This window comes from Streptomyces sp. cmx-4-9, from assembly GCF_046548835.1.
Classification (GTDB): Bacteria; Actinomycetota; Actinomycetes; order Streptomycetales; family Streptomycetaceae; genus Streptomyces.
This window is the reverse complement of sequence record NZ_JAEBEE010000003.1, coordinates 354,486-370,252: the sequence shown is the minus strand read 5'-3', so window position 1 is coordinate 370,252 and position 15,767 is coordinate 354,486. Positions and strand designations below refer to the sequence as shown.

Sequence of the window (15,767 nt, the reverse complement as noted above, 5' to 3'; positions counted from 1 at the left end):
GCCTTCCGGGCGCCCGACCGACCGATCGTTCGGTTCGTTCTCTTCAATGGTGAGACGGCGGCCCGTAGGGTGTCAACCTCTGTGGTCAACCCTGTGGACGCCGGATGATCGGGGCGGGATGGATTCGAACGAGCACGAGCCGGTGGAAGGGGGCGCGGAGAAAGCCGCGGAACGGGCCGTTCCACCCCCGCCGCGGGCGCCCGGCATAGCCGGTCTCTCCGCGCCGTACCGGGTCCTGGCCGGGCTGGCCCTCGCCGCCGTGGCCGGGGCCGCCCTCGGGCACCTGGCGCTGGTCTTCCTGCACGTGGCCCCGTCCAACACCCTCAGCAGGCAGCACGCACGGACCGTGGACCGCTGGATCTACCCCGAATTCGAACAGAACTGGAAGCTCTTCGCCCCCAACCCGCTCCAGCAGAACATCGCCGTGGAGGCGCGGGCACAGCTGCGCACCGCCGACGGCGAGCTGGCCACCAGCGGCTGGCGCGACCTGTCGGCCGAGGACGGCGCCGCCATCCGGCACAGCCTGCTGCCCAGCCACACGGAGCAGAACGAGCTGCGCCGCGCCTGGGACTTCTTCACCGGCTCCCACGACGAGGACGACAAGCCGAACGGCGAGCGCGGCGCCCTGTCCGAGGCGTACCTGCAGCGGATCGCAGTGGCCCGGCTCGCCCCCCACCACCCCGGCGCCCGCCTGCTGCGCGTCCAGCTGCGCTCGGCGACGACCGCGGTGGCCGCGCCCTCCTGGAGCAACGAGTCCACCGATACCCGGACCTCCTACCGGGAGCTGCCGTGGTGGACGGTCTGACCCGCGCGCGCGGGGCTGCCGCGCGGGCGCTCGCGCAGGTCACCGGGCGGGCACTGGGCCCGTACCAGAGCGCCGTGATCCGCATCGGTTTCGCCGGGACCTGGGTGTTCTTCCTGCTGCGGGAGTTCCCGCACCGGCGCGAGCTGTACGGGCCCGACGGCCCGTGGAGCTGGGAGCTGGCAGAGCGGCTGATCGCCTCGAACGGCGCCTTCACCGTGCTGATGTGGTCCGACGCGACGCCCTGGTTCGAGATCGTCTACGCGCTGTCGGTGCTGTCGGGCATCGGGCTGCTGCTGGGCTGGCGCACCCGGGCGCTGTCCGTCGTGTTCATGGCCGGGGTGCTGTCGCTGCAGAACCGCAGCGTGTTCATGGGCGACGGCGGGGACAACGTCATCCACCTGATGGCGATCTACCTGGTGCTGACCCGGTGCGCGCAGGTGTGGTCGCTGGACGCCCGCCGGGCCCGCACCCGGGGTTCGGCCACGGCCGGGCCCGCCGGGCCGGTGCTGTGGGCGGTGCTCGGCGCGGTCTTCGCCTACGGCGCGGCGACCGGGCGGTTCGGGCTGCTGTGGCTGGGAGCCTTCACCGCGCTGTGGGTGTTCGCCGGGCTGTGGTGGACGGCCGACCGGTACGAGCCCGAGGGCGAGGGGCGGGCGGCGCTGGACGTCCTGGCGAACCTGCTGCACAACGCGGGGATGCTGGTGATCATGGCGGAGGTCTGCCTGATCTACGCCACGGCGGGCTGGTACAAGATCCAGGGCTCGCGGTGGCAGGACGGCACGGCCCTCTACTACCCGCTCGGGCTGGACTACTTCACGCCCTGGCCGGGGCTGTCGGCGCTGCTGGCGGGCAGCGGGACCCTGGTGATGCTGCTGTCGTACGGGACGGTCGCAGTGCAGGTGGCGTTCCCGTTCACGCTGTTCAACCGGCGGATCAAGAACGTGCTGCTGGCCGTGATGATGCTGGAGCACGCCGGGATCGCGGTCGTGCTGGGCCTGCCGTTCTTCTCGCTGGCGATGATCGCCGCCGACGCGGTGTTCCTGCCGACGGTGTTCCTGGTGTGGCTGGGCGGGCGGGTCGCCGGGCTCCGGCCCGGGCGGGTGGCGGCCGGGACCACCGGGGCCGGGCCCCCGTCGGCGCCTGCGGATGCCGAGCACCGGCCCGCGGAGCCGAGCCCGGCCGCACGCTGACGCCCACCTGCGGCGCCGTTGCCGGGAGGCGCCCCCGGGCCCCCGGGTCTCGGCCGCCCGGCGCCGGCGTGGTCCTCTTCGGCACGGCATTAGGGTCGGGACATGAGTGAGCGGGAAAGTGCGGATCAGGCGGTTCAGCGGTGGCGGGAGGCCGCGGGGCGGCCGGACCTGGTGCTGCTGGACGGGTTCCATGCGCTGAAGCACGCCCTGCGCTTCGGCGCGGACGTACGGCTCGCCGTCGCCGAGGACCCGGCGGCGGTACGGGCCCTCGCGGCCGAGCTGGCCCCGGACGTCGGGGCCGAGGTCGCCCGGCTGGTGCAGGCGGCCCCGCTGGCCGCCCTGCTGCCCCGCGTGCACCCCACCGGGGTGGCGGCCCTGGCCGTGCGGCCCGGAGCGGAGAGCCGCCGGGCGAGCCTGGCCCGGCAGCCGCGGTCGGCACCCGTCGTGGTGCTCGACAACCCCCGCAACCTCGGCAACGTCGGCGCCGTGGTCCGGCTTGCGGCGGGCTTCGGCGCGACCGGCGTGGTGACCCGAGGCGACCTCGACCCCTGGCACCCGAACGTGGTCCGGGCCGGGGCGGGGCTGCACTTCGCCACCGCCGTCGAGCGGCTGGAGCTGGACGAGCTGCCGCCCGGCCCGCTGTACGCGCTGGACCCGGAGGGCGAGGACATCCGCGCCCTCGCCCTCCCGGACGACGCCCTGCTGGCCTTCGGCTCCGAACGCCACGGCATCTCACCCGAGCTGCGTGCCCGGGCCGACCACCTGGTGTCCCTGCCGATGCGGCCGCAGGTGTCCAGCTACAACCTGGCCACCAGCGTGGCCATGGCCCTCTTCCACTGGGGCGGACCCCGGGGCTGATCCGGTCACCGCACTAGGCCTGGCGGCGGACCTCCACCACGCGGAAGCGGTTCGCGACGAACGCGCCGTCGCACAGCGCGGCGTTCGCCGCCGGGTTGCCGCCCGAGCCGTGGAAGTCGGAGAACGCGGCGGTCTGGTTGACGAAGACCCCGCCCGTCAGGTTCAGGGAGAGCTGCGCGGACTCCTCCAGGCAGACTTCCTCGATGGCCCGCTCGGTGTCGGCGGAGGTCGTGTAGGCGCCCACCGTCATCGCGCCCTTCTCCCGCACCGTGCGCCGCAGCAGCTCCAGTGCGTCGGCCGTGGAGTCCACGGCCACCGCGAAGGAGACCGGCCCGAAGCACTCCGAGAGGTAGGCGGCGTCCGGGTCGGACTTGGCGGCGTCCAGCTTCACCATGACCGGGGTGCGGACCACCGCGTCCGGGAACTCCGGGTTGGCCACCTCGCGGGAGGCCAGCGCGACCTCGCCGAGGCCGGCCGCGGCCTCCAGCCGGGTCTTGACGTCCGGGTTGACCAGCGCGCCGAGCAGCGCGTTGGCCCGGGCGTCGTCGCCCAGCAGGCCGCCCACTGAGGCGGCGAGGTCGGCGACGACCTCGTCGTAGCCCTTGTGGCCCGCGTCGGTGGCGATGCCGTCGCGCGGGATCAGCAGGTTCTGCGGGGTGGTGCACATCTGGCCGCTGTACAGGGACAGCGAGAACGCCAGGTTGGACAGCATGCCCTTGTAGTCGTCGGTGGAGTCCAGGACGACGGTGTTGACGCCGGCCTTCTCCGTGTAGACCTGCGCCTGGCGGGCGTTGGCCTCCAGCCAGTCGCCGAACTCCGTGGACCCGGTGTAGTCGATCAGCTTGATCTCGGGGCGGACGGCGAGGGACTTGGCGATGCCCTCGCCCGGACGCTCCACCGCGAGCGCCACCAGGTTCGGGTCGAAGCCGGCCTCCGCCAGGACCTCGCGCGCGACCTGCACGGTCAGCGCGAGCGGCAGCACCGCCCGCGGGTGCGGCTTGACCAGCACCGCGTTGCCCGTGGCGAGGGAGGCGAAGAGCCCCGGGTAGCCGTTCCAGGTGGGGAAGGTGTTGCAGCCGATGACCAGCGCGATGCCGCGGGGGACCGCCGTGAAGGTCTTGCCGAGCGCCAGCGGGTCCTTCTTGCCCTGCGGCTTGGACCAGTCGGCCCGGCCCGGGACGCGGGTCTGCTCCTCGTAGGCGTAGGCCACCGCCTCCAGGCCGCGGTCCTGTGCGTGCGGGCCGCCGGCCTGGAACGCCATCATGAAGGCCTGGCCGCTGGTGTGCATGACGGCGTGCGCGAACTCGTGGGTCCGGGCGGAGATCCGGGAGAGGATCTCGATCGACACCAGGGCCCGCGTCTCGGGTCCCGCGTCGCGCCAGGCGGCGAGGCCGGCCTTCATGGCGGGCAGCAGCACGTCCGGGTCGGCGTGCGGGTACTCGACGCCGAGCTCCGGTCCGTACGGGGACACCTCGCCGCCGGTCCAGCCGTCCGTGCCGGGCTGCCCGAGGTCCAGCCGGGTCCCGCGGACCGCCTCGAAGGCCGCGAGCCCCTCCGCCGGGGCGTTCTCGCCGTAGGCCTTGGGGTGCTCGGGGTGCGGGGACCAGTAGGCGCGGCTGCGGATCGCCGACAGGGCCTGGTCCAGGGTGGGCCGGTGCTGGGCGGACAGCTGGGTGACGGTGAGCTCGGCGGGCATCAGGGACCAACTCCTCGTTGAGCCGGGCGGGATCGCGCGGGCCGGCAGGCGGTTCGGGCCAGGCAGGGCGCGAAAGAGCAGACTGGAGTTAGAGTAACCGAACGATCGGTCGGGACAAGAGGGCCCGGCGGACCTGTGGACAAGCGGGTGCGGGAGGATCTGGGCATGACAGCAATCGAGCGGTCCCGCACTGTGGCGGTCATCGGCGCGGGCACCATGGGACAGGGCATCGCCCAGGTCGCCCTCCTCGCAGGCCACCGGGTGCTGGTCTACGACATCGACGCCTCCCTCGCCGCCGACGGCGTGGCGTTCGTCCAGGACCGCCTCGACCGGATGGCCGCCAGGGGCCGCCTGGACCGGGCCGAGGCCGAGGAGGCGCTCGGCCGGATCGCGGCCGCGGGCACCCTGGCGGACCTCGCGGAGGCCTCCCTGGTCATCGAGGCGGTCGTCGAGAACGCCACCGTCAAGCAGGCCCTCTTCGGCGCCCTCGAAGAGGTGGTCTCGCCGGACGCGCTGCTGGCCACCAACACCTCCTCCCTCTCCGTCACCGAGCTCGCCGCGGGCCTCGCCCACCCCGGCCGCTTCCTCGGCCTGCACTTCTTCAACCCGGCGCCGCTGCTCCCGCTCGTCGAGGTGGTCAGCGGTTTCGCCACCGACCCGGCCGCCGCCGAGCGCGCGTACCGCACCGTCCTCGGCTGGGGGAAGACGCCGGTCCGCTGCGCCGACACCCCGGGCTTCATCGTCAACCGGATCGCCCGCCCCTTCTACGCCGAGGCCTTCGCGGTCTACGAGGAGCAGGGCGCCGACCCGGCCACCATCGACGCCGTGCTCCGCGAGTGCGGCGGCTTCAAGATGGGCCCCTTCTCCCTCACCGACCTGATCGGCCAGGACGTCAACGAGGCGGTGACCCGCTCCGTGTGGGAGTCCTTCCACCGGAGCCCCAAGTTCACGCCCTCCCTCGCGCAGCGCCGGCTCGTGCAGTCCGGCCGGCTGGGCCGCAAGTCCGGGCACGGCTGGTTCCCGTACGGCCCGGACGCCGTCCTGCCCGAGCCGCACACCGCGGCCCCGCAGGAAGCGCCGTCCAAGGTCACCGTCGTGGGCGACCTGGGCCCCGCCGCCGACCTGGCCCCGATGCTGGAGGAGGCCGGGATCGCCGTCACGACCACCGGTCACGGGGGCCCGTACATCCAGCTGCCCGGGGAGGGCCAGCTGGTCCTCGCGGACGGCAAGACCTCCGTCGAATTCTCCGACGTCGTCTACTTCGACCTCGCGCTCGACTACCGCGGCGCCACCCGGATCGCGCTCTCCGCCAGCGAGGACACCAGCGAGCGCACCCTCGCGGAGGCCGTCGGGCTGTTCCAGAAGCTCGGCAAGAAGGTCTCCGTCATCGGCGACGTCCCCGGCATGATCGTGGCGCGGACCGTGGCGATGCTGATCGACCTCACCGCCGACGCCGTCGCCCGCGGCGCGGCCCGCCCCGAGGACATCGACACGGCGATGCGGCTGGGCGTCAACTACCCCCTCGGCCCGTGGGAGTGGCACGCGCGGCTCGGCCGGGACTGGGCCTACGACCTGCTGCACCACCTCGACGAGCGCTGTCCCGGCGGCCGGTACGCGCCCTCGCTGGCGCTGTTCCGGCTCGGCTACGCGGCCGACGGCGAGGACGGGGCGGACGGCGGGGACGGGGCGGAGGAGACGGGATGACCACGGTCAGGCGCGACACCTACACCCCCGAGACGCTGCTGTCCGTCGCGGTCCAGGTCTTCAACGAGCGCGGCTACGACGGCACCTCCATGGAGCACCTGTCCAAGGCGGCCGGCATCTCCAAGTCCTCGATCTACCACCACGTCACGGGCAAGGAGGAGCTGCTGCGCCGCGCCGTCAGCCGCGCCCTCGACGGCCTCTTCGCGGTGCTGGAGGAACCCGGAGCGGTCCGCGGCCGGGCCGTCGAGCGCGTGGAGTACGTCACCCGGCGCACGGTGGAGGTCCTGGTCGGCGAGCTGCCGTACGTGACCCTGCTGCTGCGGGTGCGGGGCAACACCCGCACCGAGCGCTGGGCCCTGGAGCGCCGCCGGGAGTTCGACCACCAGGTCGCCGACCTGCTGAAGGCCGCGGCGGCCGACGGGGACCTCCGGGCCGACGTGGACATCCGGCTGGCCACCCGCCTGCTGTTCGGCATGGTGAACTCGCTGGTCGAGTGGTACCGCCCGCACCCGGGGACCACCCCCGACCAGCTGGCGGACGCGGTGGTCAGCATGGCCCTCGACGGCCTGCGCACCACCCGGACGGCCCCCGGCACCCCGTAGCGCCGCTACTCCTCCCGCAGCGCCGGTCCGCCGGCCGGTCCCGGGTCCAGGAGGTCCGTCTCCTCGAACACCAGCAGGGTGCGGGTGGAGAGGACCTCCGGGATCGACTGCAGGCGGGTCAGGACCAGCTCGCGCAGCGTCCGGTTGTCCGGGGTGTGCACCAGCAGGAGGACGTCGAAGTCCCCGCTGACCAGCGCGATGTGCGCCGCCCCCGGCAGCTCGCGAAGCTGCTCGCGCACCGTCCGCCAGGAGTTCTGGACAATTTTCAGCGTGATGTAGGCGGAAGCCCCCTGGCCCGCCCGCTCGTGGTCGACGCGGGCGGTGAACCCGCGGATCACCCCGTCGTCGATCAGCCGGTTGATGCGGGCGTAGGCGTTCGCCCGCGACACGTGCACCTGCTCCGCCACCGAGCGTATGGACGCACGGCCGTCCGCTTGCAGCAGCCGCACGATCGAGCGGTCGATCGGGTCCAGGGCGCGGGGCGGGACCGGCGCGGTCGGCGGGGCCGCGGGCGGGCACCCCGGCGCCGCGGGGGCCGAACCCGCCGCGGCCATTTGTTCATCCGGCATGGCCCGATGCCTCCCTCTCCTGGACGTCCTGCATCCATCCCAGGGCCCCGGCGCCCGTTTGTCCACAGCCTGGAGCCGCCTGTAGCCAAATTGCGCAGACAACCGAACAATCGGTTGGTGAGGCGCCTCACATCCGGGTCGCCCCTGCCCGCTTCCCACGAGGAGGTGTACGCCGCCATGACGGTCCAAGAGCTGCCCGGTGCCGGTGCGTCCCACCGTCCGACCCCGCCGCCCGCCTGGAGGCCCCGCACGGACGCCGCCCCGCTGCTCCCGGACCCCGAGCCCTACCGGGTCCTGGGCGCGGAGGCGGCCGACCGTCTCGACCCCGCGCTGATGCGCCGCTGCTACGCGGAGCTGGTCCGCGGCCGCCGCTACAACGCGCAGGCCACCGCGCTGACCCGGCAGGGGCGGCTCGCCGTCTACCCGTCCACCGTGGGCCAGGAGGCCTGCGAGATCGCGGCCGCCATGGTCCTGGAGGACCAGGACTGGCTCTTCCCCAGCTACCGCGACACCCTGGCGGCCGTGGCACGCGGCCTGGACCCCGTCCAGGCCCTGACCCTGCTGCGCGGCGACTGGCACACCGGCTACGACCCGCGCGAGCACCGGATCGCCCCGCTGTGCACCCCGCTCGCCACCCAGCTGCCGCACGCGGTGGGCCTGGCCCACGCGGCCCGGCTGCGCGGCGACGAGGTCGTGGCCCTCGCCATGGTCGGCGACGGCGGCACCAGCGAGGGCGACTTCCACGAGGCACTGAACTTCGCGGCCGTCTGGCAGGCCCCGGTGGTCTTCCTGGTCCAGAACAACGGCTTCGCGATCTCCGTCCCGCTGGCCAAGCAGACCGCGGCCCCCACGCTGGCCCACAAGGCCGTGGGCTACGGAATGCCCGGCCGGCTGGTCGACGGCAACGACGTCGCCGCGATGCACGAGGTCCTCACCGAGGCCGTGCGGCGCGCCCGGGCCGGCGGCGGCCCGACGCTGATCGAGGCCGTCACCTACCGGATGGAGGCCCACACGAACGCGGACGACGCCACCCGCTACCGCTCCGACGCCGAGGTGGAGGCCTGGAAGGCCCACGACCCGGTGGAGCTGCTGGAGCGCGAGCTGACCGCCCGGGGCATCCTCGACGCGGCCGGCATCCAGGAGGCCAAGGACGCGGCCGAGCTGATGGCGGCGAACCTGCGCGAGGCGATGAACGCCGAGCCGGTGCTCGACCCGATGGACCTCTTCTCGCACGTCTACGCGGAGCAGACCGGCCGGCTGCGCGAGCAGGCGCAGATGCTGCGGGCCGAGCTGGAAGCGGAGGACGACGCATGACCACTGCGGTACGGGGGGCGGTGAAGCCCGCGACGATGGCGCAGGCACTCACCCGCGCCATGCGCGACGCGATGGCCGAGGACCCGACGGTCCACGTGATGGGCGAGGACGTCGGCGCCCTGGGCGGGGTCTTCCGGATCACCGACGGCCTCGCGAAGGAGTTCGGCGAGGACCGGGTGACGGACACCCCGCTCGCGGAGGCAGGGATACTCGGCACGGCCGTCGGCATGGCCATGTACGGGCTGCGGCCGGTGGTGGAGATGCAGTTCGACGCGTTCGCCTACCCCGCCTTCGAGCAGCTGATCTCGCATGTCGCCAAGATGCGCAACCGCACGCGGGGCGCCATGCCGCTGCCGATCACCATCCGCGTGCCGTACGGCGGCGGCATCGGCGGCGTCGAGCACCACTGCGACTCCTCCGAGGCGTACTACGTGGCCACGCCGGGGCTGACGGTCGTCACCCCGGCGACGGTCGAGGACGCGTACGGTCTGCTGCGCGCCTCGATCGCCAGCGACGACCCGGTGGTCTTCCTGGAGCCGAAGCGCCTCTACTGGTCCAAGGCCGACTGGTCCGCGCAGGCCCCGGCCGCGGTGCCGGGCATCGGGCGGGCCCTGGTCCGGCGGGCCGGCACGAGCGCGACGCTGATCACCTACGGGCCCTCGCTGCCGGTGTGCCTGGAGGCCGCCGAGGCGGCGCGCGAGGAGGGCTGGGACCTGGAGGTCGTGGACCTGCGTTCGCTCGTCCCCTTCGACGAGGACACGGTCGTGGAGTCCGTGCGCCGGACCGGGCGCGCCGTGGTCGTGCACGAGGCCGGAGGCTTCGGCGGGCCGGGCGCGGAGATCGCCGCCCGGGTCACGGAGCGCTGCTTCCACCACCTGGAGGCGCCGGTGCTGCGGGTGACGGGCTTCGACATCCCGTACCCGCCGCCGATGCTGGAGAAGCACCACCTGCCGGGTGTGGACCGCATCCTGGACACCGTCGCGCGCCTGCAGTGGGAGAACTGATGCCGCAGGTCATGGAGTTCAAGCTGCCGGATCTCGGCGAGGGCCTGACGGAGGCCGAGATCGTGCGCTGGCTGGTGGCCGTCGGCGACGTCGTCGCCATCGACCAGCCGGTCGTCGAGGTCGAGACGGCCAAGGCGATGGTGGAGGTGCCCTGCCCCTACGGGGGCGTGGTCACCGCACGGTTCGGTGAGGAGGGGCAGGAACTCCCGGTCGGTGCCCCGCTGATCACCGTGGCCGTGGGGGCGGGCGGCGCGCCTGCGGCGCAGCCGGCGCAGCCGGCGCAGGAGGAGTCCGGAGGTTCCGGAAACGTCCTGGTGGGATACGGCACGGACCATTCGCGCCAGGCCCGTCGGCGACGGGTGCGACCCGTCACCGCCGAGGTCTCGGCCGCTGCCGTGCCCGCGGTCCAGGCCGCCGCGCCGCCCGCCGCCGCGCCCGCCGCGCCCGTCCCGGCCGCCGCCGGCACGGGTCCGGTGCCGGTGATCTCGCCGCTGGTGCGCAAGCTGGCGCGGGACAACGGGGTCGACCTGCGTGCGCTGCGCGGGTCGGGCCCCGAGGGCCTGATCCTGCGTGCGGACGTGGAGTCGGCCCTGCGCGCGCCGCAGCCGGCGGCTGCGGCCCCGGCGACGGCCCCGGTGGCCGCGTCCCCGGTGGCGGCCGCCGGCGAGCGGATCCCGCTCAAGGGGGTGCGCGGACTGGTCGCGGAGAAGCTGTCGCGCAGCCGCCGGGAGATCCCGGACGCCACCTGCTGGGTGGACGCGGACGCCACGGAGCTGATGGCCGCCCGCGCCGCCATGAACGCCGTGGGCGGGCCCAAGATCTCCGTACTGGCCCTGCTGGCCCGGATCTGCACCGCGGCGCTCGCCCGCTTCCCGGAGCTCAACTCCACCGTGGACCTGGCTGCGGGCGAGATCGTCCGGCTCCCGGCGGTGCACCTCGGCTTCGCCGCCCAGACCGAGCGGGGCCTCATGGTCCCGGTCGTCCGGGACGCGCAGGGCCGCAGCCCCGAGTCGCTGTCGGCGGAGTTCGCCCGGCTCACCGAGCTGGCGCGGGCGGGGAAGCTGACGCCGGCCGACCTGACGGGCGGCACCTTCACGCTGAACAACTACGGGGTGTTCGGGGTCGACGGCTCCACCCCGATCATCAACCATCCGGAGGCGGCCATGCTCGGGGTGGGGCGCATCGTTCCCAAGCCGTGGGTGCACGGCGGGGAGCTGGCGGTCCGCCAGGTGGTCCAGTTGTCGCTGACCTTCGACCACCGGGTGTGCGACGGGGGCACGGCGGGCGGCTTCCTGCGGTACGTCGCGGACTGCGTCGAGTCCCCCGCGGTGCTGCTCCGCAGCCTGTAGCCGGGCTTCCCCGCCCCCCGGGCCCCGTCGGAACCGGGGGCGGGGGGGCGGGGCCGGCCCGAGACCCGGGTCCGAGCGCCGGAGGGGGGCGCTCGGTACCGTCCGGGCCGGCCCCCGCACGGCTCCTCAGACCGTCAGGAGCAGCTTGCCGACGTGGCTGCTGGACTCCATGACCCGGTGGGCCTCGGCGGCGTCCCGCATCGGGAAGGTGGCATGCACCACCGGGCGCACCAGCCCCGTCTCCACCAGCGGCCACACGTGTTCGCGGACCGCCGCGACGATGGCCGCCTTCTCCTCCAGCGGCCGGCTCCGCAGCGAGGTCGCGGTGATCGCCGCCCGCTTGGCGAGCAGTGCGCCGAGGTTCAGTTCGGCCTTCACCCCGCCCTGCAGCCCGATCACCGCGAGACGGCCGTTCACGGCCAGGGCGTCCACGTTCCGGGCCAGGTACTTCGCGCCCATGATGTCCAGGATCACGTCCGCCCCGGCGCCGCCCGTCGCGTTGCGCAGCTCCGTCACGAAATCCTGCTCGCGGTAGTCGATCAGGATGTCGGCGCCCAGCTCCCTGCACCGGGCCAGCTTCTCAGGGCCGCCCGCCGTCACCGCGACCCGTGCACCCACCGCCTTGGCCAGCTGGATCGCCATCGTCCCGATGCCGCTGGAACCCCCGTGCACCAGCAGGGTCTCGGCGGGGCGCAGTCCGGCCACCATGAACACGTTGGACCACACCGTCGCGACGACCTCGGGCAGGGCGGCGGCCGCCACCAGGTCCAGCCCGGCCGGGACGGGCAGCAGCTGGCCGGAGGGCACGGCCACCCGCTCGGCGTAGCCGCCTCCCGCCAGCAGGGCGCAGACCTCGTCCCCCACCGACCAGCCGGCCACACCGGGGCCGATCGCGGCGATCCGACCGGAGCACTCCAGGCCGGGGTGGCGGGAGGCGCCGGGCGGCGGGTCGTAGAACCCCTGCCGCTGGAGTACGTCGGCGCGGTTCACGGCGCCCGCCGCGACCTCGACGAGGACCTCGCCCTCGCCGGCCACCGGATCGGGTACGTCGGACCAGACGAGGGCTTCGGGGCCGCCGGGCTGTTCGATCGTGATCGCATGCATGGCCCGGAGGCTACGCGAAGCCGCTGCGCGGATCACGGCCACCGGCCCGGCCGCGGCGGCGCCCCTGCTATTCGGCCTGACCCAGTGTCACCGGCGGCGAGACCGGCGCAACGGCCCGCACGATGGTGATGAGACGGTCGGTCAGCTGCAGCGGGCTCGCGTGCGGGTCGTCGTACGGCAGCAGCCGGTGGCCGCGCAGCACGCTCACCACGAGGTCCTCGGTCTCGCGTACCGACTTGCCCGCCTCGGCCTTCTTGACGGGCCGTTCGATCAGGTCGAGACCGCTGCCCTGCTGGATCAGGTCCTCCATGACGGTGCCAGCACTGGGGCTGAGGACCGACAGGCCCAGCAGCCGTCCGGCGGCGCTCGCGCTCGTGATGACCGCGTCCGCGCCCGACTGGCGCAGCAGCGGGGCGTTCTCCTCCTCACGGACCGCAGCGACGATCTTGGCCCCGCGGTTGAGCTGGCGGGCGGTCAGGGTGACCAGGACCGCCGTGTCGTCCCGCTGGGTGGCGATGACGATCTGACGGGCCTTCTGGACCTCGGCGCGGAGCAGGACGTCCGAGCGGGTGGCGTCGCCGACCACCCCCGTGAACCCTTCCGAGTTGACGATGTCGATCACCTTGGAGCTGGGGTCGACGATGACGACCTGGTCCCTGGAGAGACCGGTGGCCAGCAGCGTCTGCAGGGCGGAGCGGCCCTTGGTGCCGAAACCGACCACGACCGTGTGCTCACGCAAGTTCTTCCTCCAGCGGTTCAGCCGCCATTCTTCCCTCGTCCGTTCCGTCAGGACTTCCAGGGTGGTACCGACCAGGATGATCAGGAACAGCACGCGCAGCGGGGTGATCAGCAGGACGTTGACCAGCCGGGCGCTGTCGCTGTACGGGACGATGTCGCCGTAGCCCGTCGTCGAGAGCGTCACGGTGGCGTAGTAGACGCAGTCGAGGAAATCGACCTGGTCGTTGGCGTTGTCGTGGTAGCCGCCACGGTCCAGCCACACGATCATCACCGTGAGCCACAGCACGAACAGGGCCATCAGCAGGCGTTTGCTGACCTGCCGCAGGGGTCGTTCGACGATGCGTGTGGGCAGTTTGATGCGCCGCGAGACGAGTTTCTCGTCGGCGGCGCGGGCCATGACGTCCTGGCCGTGAAGTTTCACGTGAAACATCCCCCCGAAGCCCACGGGAGATCGAGGATCTCCAGTTCCTGGCCGGACCGTGCTCCGCGCGGCGGTACGACCGCGAGTGCGTCGGCGGCCGCGACGCCGCGCAGCATAGCGGGGCCGTGGTAGCGCAGCGGCACCGCATGCTCGTCGGTCAGCAGGACCGGGACCAGGCGGGTGTCGTGCGGGTGGCCCGGTACGTCGCCCTGGACCGGCGCGGTGTACCGGGGGCGGGGCCGGCGCCCGGCGAGGGAGCGCAGCAGCGGCTCGGCGAGGGTCAGCAGACCGGAGACGGCCGCGAGGGGGTTCCCGGGCAGGCCCACCACGTACCGGCCGTCCGCGCGGTCGCCGATGCGGGCCAGCAGCATGGGGTGGCCGGGCCGCACCGCCACTCCGTCGACCAGCAGCCGGGCGCCCGCCCGCGCCAGTACGGGGTGGACGTGGTCCACGGGGCCGGAGGCGGTGCCGCCGGTGGTGATGACGAGGTCCGCGGCGGAGGTGGTGACGAGTTCCAGCAGTGCCTGCGCCCCGGCCGGGTCGTCGCCGAGCCGGCGGGTGCCGACGACCTCGGCGCCGAGACGGCCGAGCCAGGGGCCGAGCATGGGGCTGAGGGCGTCGCGGATCAGCCCGTCGTGCGGGCGGCCCTCGGTGAGCAGCTCGTCGCCGAGCACCACGATCTCCACGCGGGGCCGGGGGCGGGTGGTCAGCTCGTCGTACCCGGCGGCCGCGGCGAGGCCGAGTACGGCCGGGGTGACCAGGGAGCCCTCGGGCAGCAGCAGATCGCCGGAGCGGCACTCCTGGCCGCGCGGGCGGATGTCCTGGCCGGTGAGGACGGGCCGGTCGGCGAAGAGCTGGTGCCCGGCCTCGCGGCAGTGCTCGCTGCGGATGACCGCGGTGGTGTCGGAGGGGATCCGGGCGCCGGTGGCGATCGGTACGGCCTCGCCGTCCGCGAGGGGCTCCGGCCGGTCGGCGCCGGCCAGGACCTTCTCGCCGGCGCGGACGTTCCAGGGCCCGGGGCCGGCGACGGCCCAGCCGTCCATGGCGGAGGTGTCGAAGGACGGCAGATCGGTGAGGGCCTCCAACGGCAGGTCCAGGACCTCCCCCAGGGCGTCGGCGAGGGGCACCCGGTGGCTCCGGGCCCGCACCGCGGCTCCGGCGTGGGCGGCGGTCTCCCGGGCCCGGGGCCAGGGGGCGGCGCGGTGGCTGTCCGCGTCCTCTCCTGCGGGGGCGCGGCTGACCAGGGCCAGGGCCTGGTCGAGGGCGTGTTCGGCGTCGGTGGGGGTCATCCGGAGCCGTTCTGTTCGGCGTCGGCCTCCGCCTCGGCAGCCCAGCGCAGCGCCAGGTCGGCGGCCTTGCGGGAGGCCTCGGCGACGGCCTGGGCGGGGTCGGCGCCGGTGGCTTCGGCGTGGGCGGCCGCGTAGCCGACCAGGAAGGTGGTCAGCGGGGCGGCAGGCCGGGCGACGCCGTGGGCGGCGTCTCGGGCGAGGTCGAGGAGGGTCTTGGTGTCGACGGGGAGGTCGATGCCGAGCTCGGCCTTGACGGCGGTGATCCATTGGTCCAGCACGGTTCCATGCTCCCTGATCCGGGCGCGGGCGGCGGCAAGGTCGTCCCAGGTGTCGCAGTCGAACGAGGCGAGTGGCGCAGTGGCCGCCACCCTGGCCAGGTCGAGTTCGCCGGTCAGGGCGCGCAGGGACAGCCCGCCGAGGCTGCCGTGCTCGGTGGCGAGCAGGGCGATCTCCCGGCGCAGCGGCTCGGTCCGGTAGGCGGCGACCAGCGGCTGGTCCCGTCCGTCGGCGTCCCGCAGCAGTGCGCCGTCGCCGTGGCCGGCCGCCTCCAGCAGGGTCCCCACGGTTCCCCGGTCCAGGAAGGGCAGGTCCGCGGAGAGGACGAGGACCAGCGGGGCGGTGGACCGGCGCAGCCCCGCGTCCAGCGCGGCGAGGGGTCCGCCGCCGGGCGGATCCTCCCGGGCCCACTCCACGCGGCGCGCCGTGGCCCGCCGGCCGCCGACCACGACGGTCGAGCGGGCGTCCGCACAGGCGTCGAGGACCCGGTCCAGCAGGGCCCGGCCGCCCACCTGCAGGGCGGGCTTGTCCACGCCGCCGAGGCGGCGTCCGGCGCCGCCCGCCAGCACGATCGCGTCGTAGCTCATGCCCCCGAGTATGCGGCGCGCCCCGGCACGGCCGGCGGAGCGCCCCCGGCCTGCACCCCGGAAGGGCCGCCCGCCCCGGAAGGGCCGCCCGCCCGCGAAAGGACCGCCCGCCGCCGCCCGCCCCCGGGCACGGCACCCGCCCCCGGGCACGGCACCCGCCCCCGGGCACGGCACCCGCCCCCGGAACGGCCGCGGGCCCGCAGCGCACGGGGGTGCGCTGCGGGCCCGGAGTCGTCGCCGCGGCACGGCCGCGGGGCACGG

Annotated in this window: 14 protein-coding genes; 8 read left to right on the top strand and 6 right to left on the bottom strand. The window is 74.3% G+C overall.

The genetic code is table 11. From position 1 onward, the window contains the following. Positions 1–118: 118 nt before the first annotated feature. The 3 genes from ACLJTM_RS12570 (at position 119) to ACLJTM_RS12560 (ending at position 2,853) form a co-directional block, all read left to right on the top strand. Positions 119–805 carry a DUF5819 family protein gene (locus ACLJTM_RS12570; protein WP_411103597.1) on the top strand — a complete coding sequence of 229 codons (687 nt, stop codon included), beginning with the start codon at positions 119–121 and terminating at the stop codon, positions 803–805. Continuing rightward, positions 802–1,995, top strand: coding sequence for an HTTM domain-containing protein (locus ACLJTM_RS12565; protein WP_411103793.1), 1,194 nt, complete (start codon positions 802–804; stop codon positions 1,993–1,995). The genes ACLJTM_RS12570 and ACLJTM_RS12565 overlap by 4 nt, the downstream gene beginning before the upstream one ends. Before the next feature lie 102 nt (positions 1,996–2,097). Beyond that, on the top strand, positions 2,098–2,853 hold the full coding sequence (locus ACLJTM_RS12560) for a TrmH family RNA methyltransferase (RefSeq protein ID WP_411103596.1): 756 nt from the start codon (positions 2,098–2,100) through the stop codon (positions 2,851–2,853). A 13-nt stretch (positions 2,854–2,866) separates the two neighbouring features. On the opposite strand, the gene paaN is transcribed toward ACLJTM_RS12560, so the two are convergent. Next, entirely contained in the window at positions 2,867–4,549 is a 1,683-nt protein-coding gene (gene paaN / locus ACLJTM_RS12555; RefSeq protein WP_411103595.1) for a phenylacetic acid degradation protein PaaN, read from the bottom strand. A gap of 165 nt (positions 4,550–4,714) precedes the next feature. Here paaN and ACLJTM_RS12550 point away from each other — a divergent pair, with 165 nt between their 5' ends. Beyond that, the gene (locus ACLJTM_RS12550; protein WP_411103594.1) at positions 4,715–6,253 is read left to right on the top strand and encodes a 3-hydroxyacyl-CoA dehydrogenase; all 1,539 of its coding nucleotides are present in this window, start codon (positions 4,715–4,717) and stop codon (positions 6,251–6,253) included. Next, entirely contained in the window at positions 6,250–6,855 is a 606-nt protein-coding gene (locus ACLJTM_RS12545; protein ID WP_411103593.1) for a TetR/AcrR family transcriptional regulator, read from the top strand. Before ACLJTM_RS12550 ends, ACLJTM_RS12545 begins: the two co-directional genes overlap by 4 nt. Positions 6,856–6,860: 5 nt before the next feature. Here the strand turns inward: ACLJTM_RS12545 and ACLJTM_RS12540 are convergent, their stop codons facing one another. Next, the gene (locus ACLJTM_RS12540) at positions 6,861–7,424 is read right to left on the bottom strand and encodes an Lrp/AsnC family transcriptional regulator (RefSeq protein ID WP_411103592.1); all 564 of its coding nucleotides are present in this window, start codon (positions 7,422–7,424) and stop codon (positions 6,861–6,863) included. 177 nt (positions 7,425–7,601) lie between these two features. Between ACLJTM_RS12540 and pdhA the strand changes: the two genes are divergently transcribed. The 3 genes from pdhA to ACLJTM_RS12525 are packed head-to-tail and all read left to right on the top strand — an operon-like array spanning position 7,602 to position 11,091. Beyond that, positions 7,602–8,738, top strand: a complete 1,137-nt coding sequence (gene pdhA / locus ACLJTM_RS12535) for a pyruvate dehydrogenase (acetyl-transferring) E1 component subunit alpha (RefSeq protein WP_411103792.1) — start codon at positions 7,602–7,604, stop codon at positions 8,736–8,738. Continuing rightward, positions 8,735–9,742 (top strand): alpha-ketoacid dehydrogenase subunit beta, encoded by a 1,008-nt coding sequence (locus tag ACLJTM_RS12530; protein WP_411103591.1) that lies wholly within the window; start codon positions 8,735–8,737, stop codon positions 9,740–9,742. The genes pdhA and ACLJTM_RS12530 overlap by 4 nt, the downstream gene beginning before the upstream one ends. Further along, positions 9,742–11,091: a dihydrolipoamide acetyltransferase family protein gene (locus ACLJTM_RS12525; RefSeq protein WP_411103590.1), complete on the top strand. Its 1,350-nt coding sequence runs from the start codon at positions 9,742–9,744 to the stop codon at positions 11,089–11,091. The genes ACLJTM_RS12530 and ACLJTM_RS12525 overlap by 1 nt, the downstream gene beginning before the upstream one ends. Before the next feature lie 126 nt (positions 11,092–11,217). Here ACLJTM_RS12525 and ACLJTM_RS12520 read toward each other — a convergent pair whose 3' ends face one another. From ACLJTM_RS12520 to ACLJTM_RS12505, 4 genes are all read right to left on the bottom strand, one after another. Next, positions 11,218–12,195, bottom strand: a complete 978-nt coding sequence (locus ACLJTM_RS12520) for an NAD(P)H-quinone oxidoreductase (protein WP_411103589.1) — start codon at positions 12,193–12,195, stop codon at positions 11,218–11,220. A 67-nt stretch (positions 12,196–12,262) separates the two neighbouring features. Beyond that, entirely contained in the window at positions 12,263–13,363 is a 1,101-nt protein-coding gene (locus ACLJTM_RS12515) for a potassium channel family protein (protein ID WP_411103588.1), read from the bottom strand. Further along, positions 13,351–14,688, bottom strand: coding sequence for a molybdopterin molybdotransferase MoeA (locus ACLJTM_RS12510; protein ID WP_411103791.1), 1,338 nt, complete (start codon positions 14,686–14,688; stop codon positions 13,351–13,353). The genes ACLJTM_RS12515 and ACLJTM_RS12510 overlap by 13 nt, the downstream gene beginning before the upstream one ends. Then, positions 14,640–15,506, bottom strand: a complete 867-nt coding sequence (locus ACLJTM_RS12505) for an NTP transferase domain-containing protein (RefSeq protein ID WP_411103587.1) — start codon at positions 15,504–15,506, stop codon at positions 14,640–14,642. The genes ACLJTM_RS12510 and ACLJTM_RS12505 overlap by 49 nt, the downstream gene beginning before the upstream one ends. Between the last annotated feature and the right edge of the window lie 261 nt (positions 15,507–15,767).

Coding starts and splice junctions, on each gene's coding strand:
- ACLJTM_RS12545 (WP_411103593.1), top strand. CDS start 6,250: ATGACCACGGTCAGGCGCGACACCTACACCCCCGAGACGCTGCTGTCC.
- ACLJTM_RS12560 (WP_411103596.1), top strand. CDS start 2,098: ATGAGTGAGCGGGAAAGTGCGGATCAGGCGGTTCAGCGGTGGCGGGAG.
- pdhA (WP_411103792.1), top strand. CDS start 7,602: ATGACGGTCCAAGAGCTGCCCGGTGCCGGTGCGTCCCACCGTCCGACC.
- ACLJTM_RS12520 (WP_411103589.1), bottom strand. CDS start 12,195: ATGCATGCGATCACGATCGAACAGCCCGGCGGCCCCGAAGCCCTCGTC.
- paaN (WP_411103595.1), bottom strand. CDS start 4,549: ATGCCCGCCGAGCTCACCGTCACCCAGCTGTCCGCCCAGCACCGGCCC.
- ACLJTM_RS12550 (WP_411103594.1), top strand. CDS start 4,715: ATGACAGCAATCGAGCGGTCCCGCACTGTGGCGGTCATCGGCGCGGGC.
- ACLJTM_RS12505 (WP_411103587.1), bottom strand. CDS start 15,506: ATGAGCTACGACGCGATCGTGCTGGCGGGCGGCGCCGGACGCCGCCTC.
- ACLJTM_RS12570 (WP_411103597.1), top strand. CDS start 119: ATGGATTCGAACGAGCACGAGCCGGTGGAAGGGGGCGCGGAGAAAGCC.
- ACLJTM_RS12525 (WP_411103590.1), top strand. CDS start 9,742: ATGCCGCAGGTCATGGAGTTCAAGCTGCCGGATCTCGGCGAGGGCCTG.
- ACLJTM_RS12530 (WP_411103591.1), top strand. CDS start 8,735: ATGACCACTGCGGTACGGGGGGCGGTGAAGCCCGCGACGATGGCGCAG.
- ACLJTM_RS12515 (WP_411103588.1), bottom strand. CDS start 13,363: ATGTTTCACGTGAAACTTCACGGCCAGGACGTCATGGCCCGCGCCGCC.
- ACLJTM_RS12540 (WP_411103592.1), bottom strand. CDS start 7,424: ATGCCGGATGAACAAATGGCCGCGGCGGGTTCGGCCCCCGCGGCGCCG.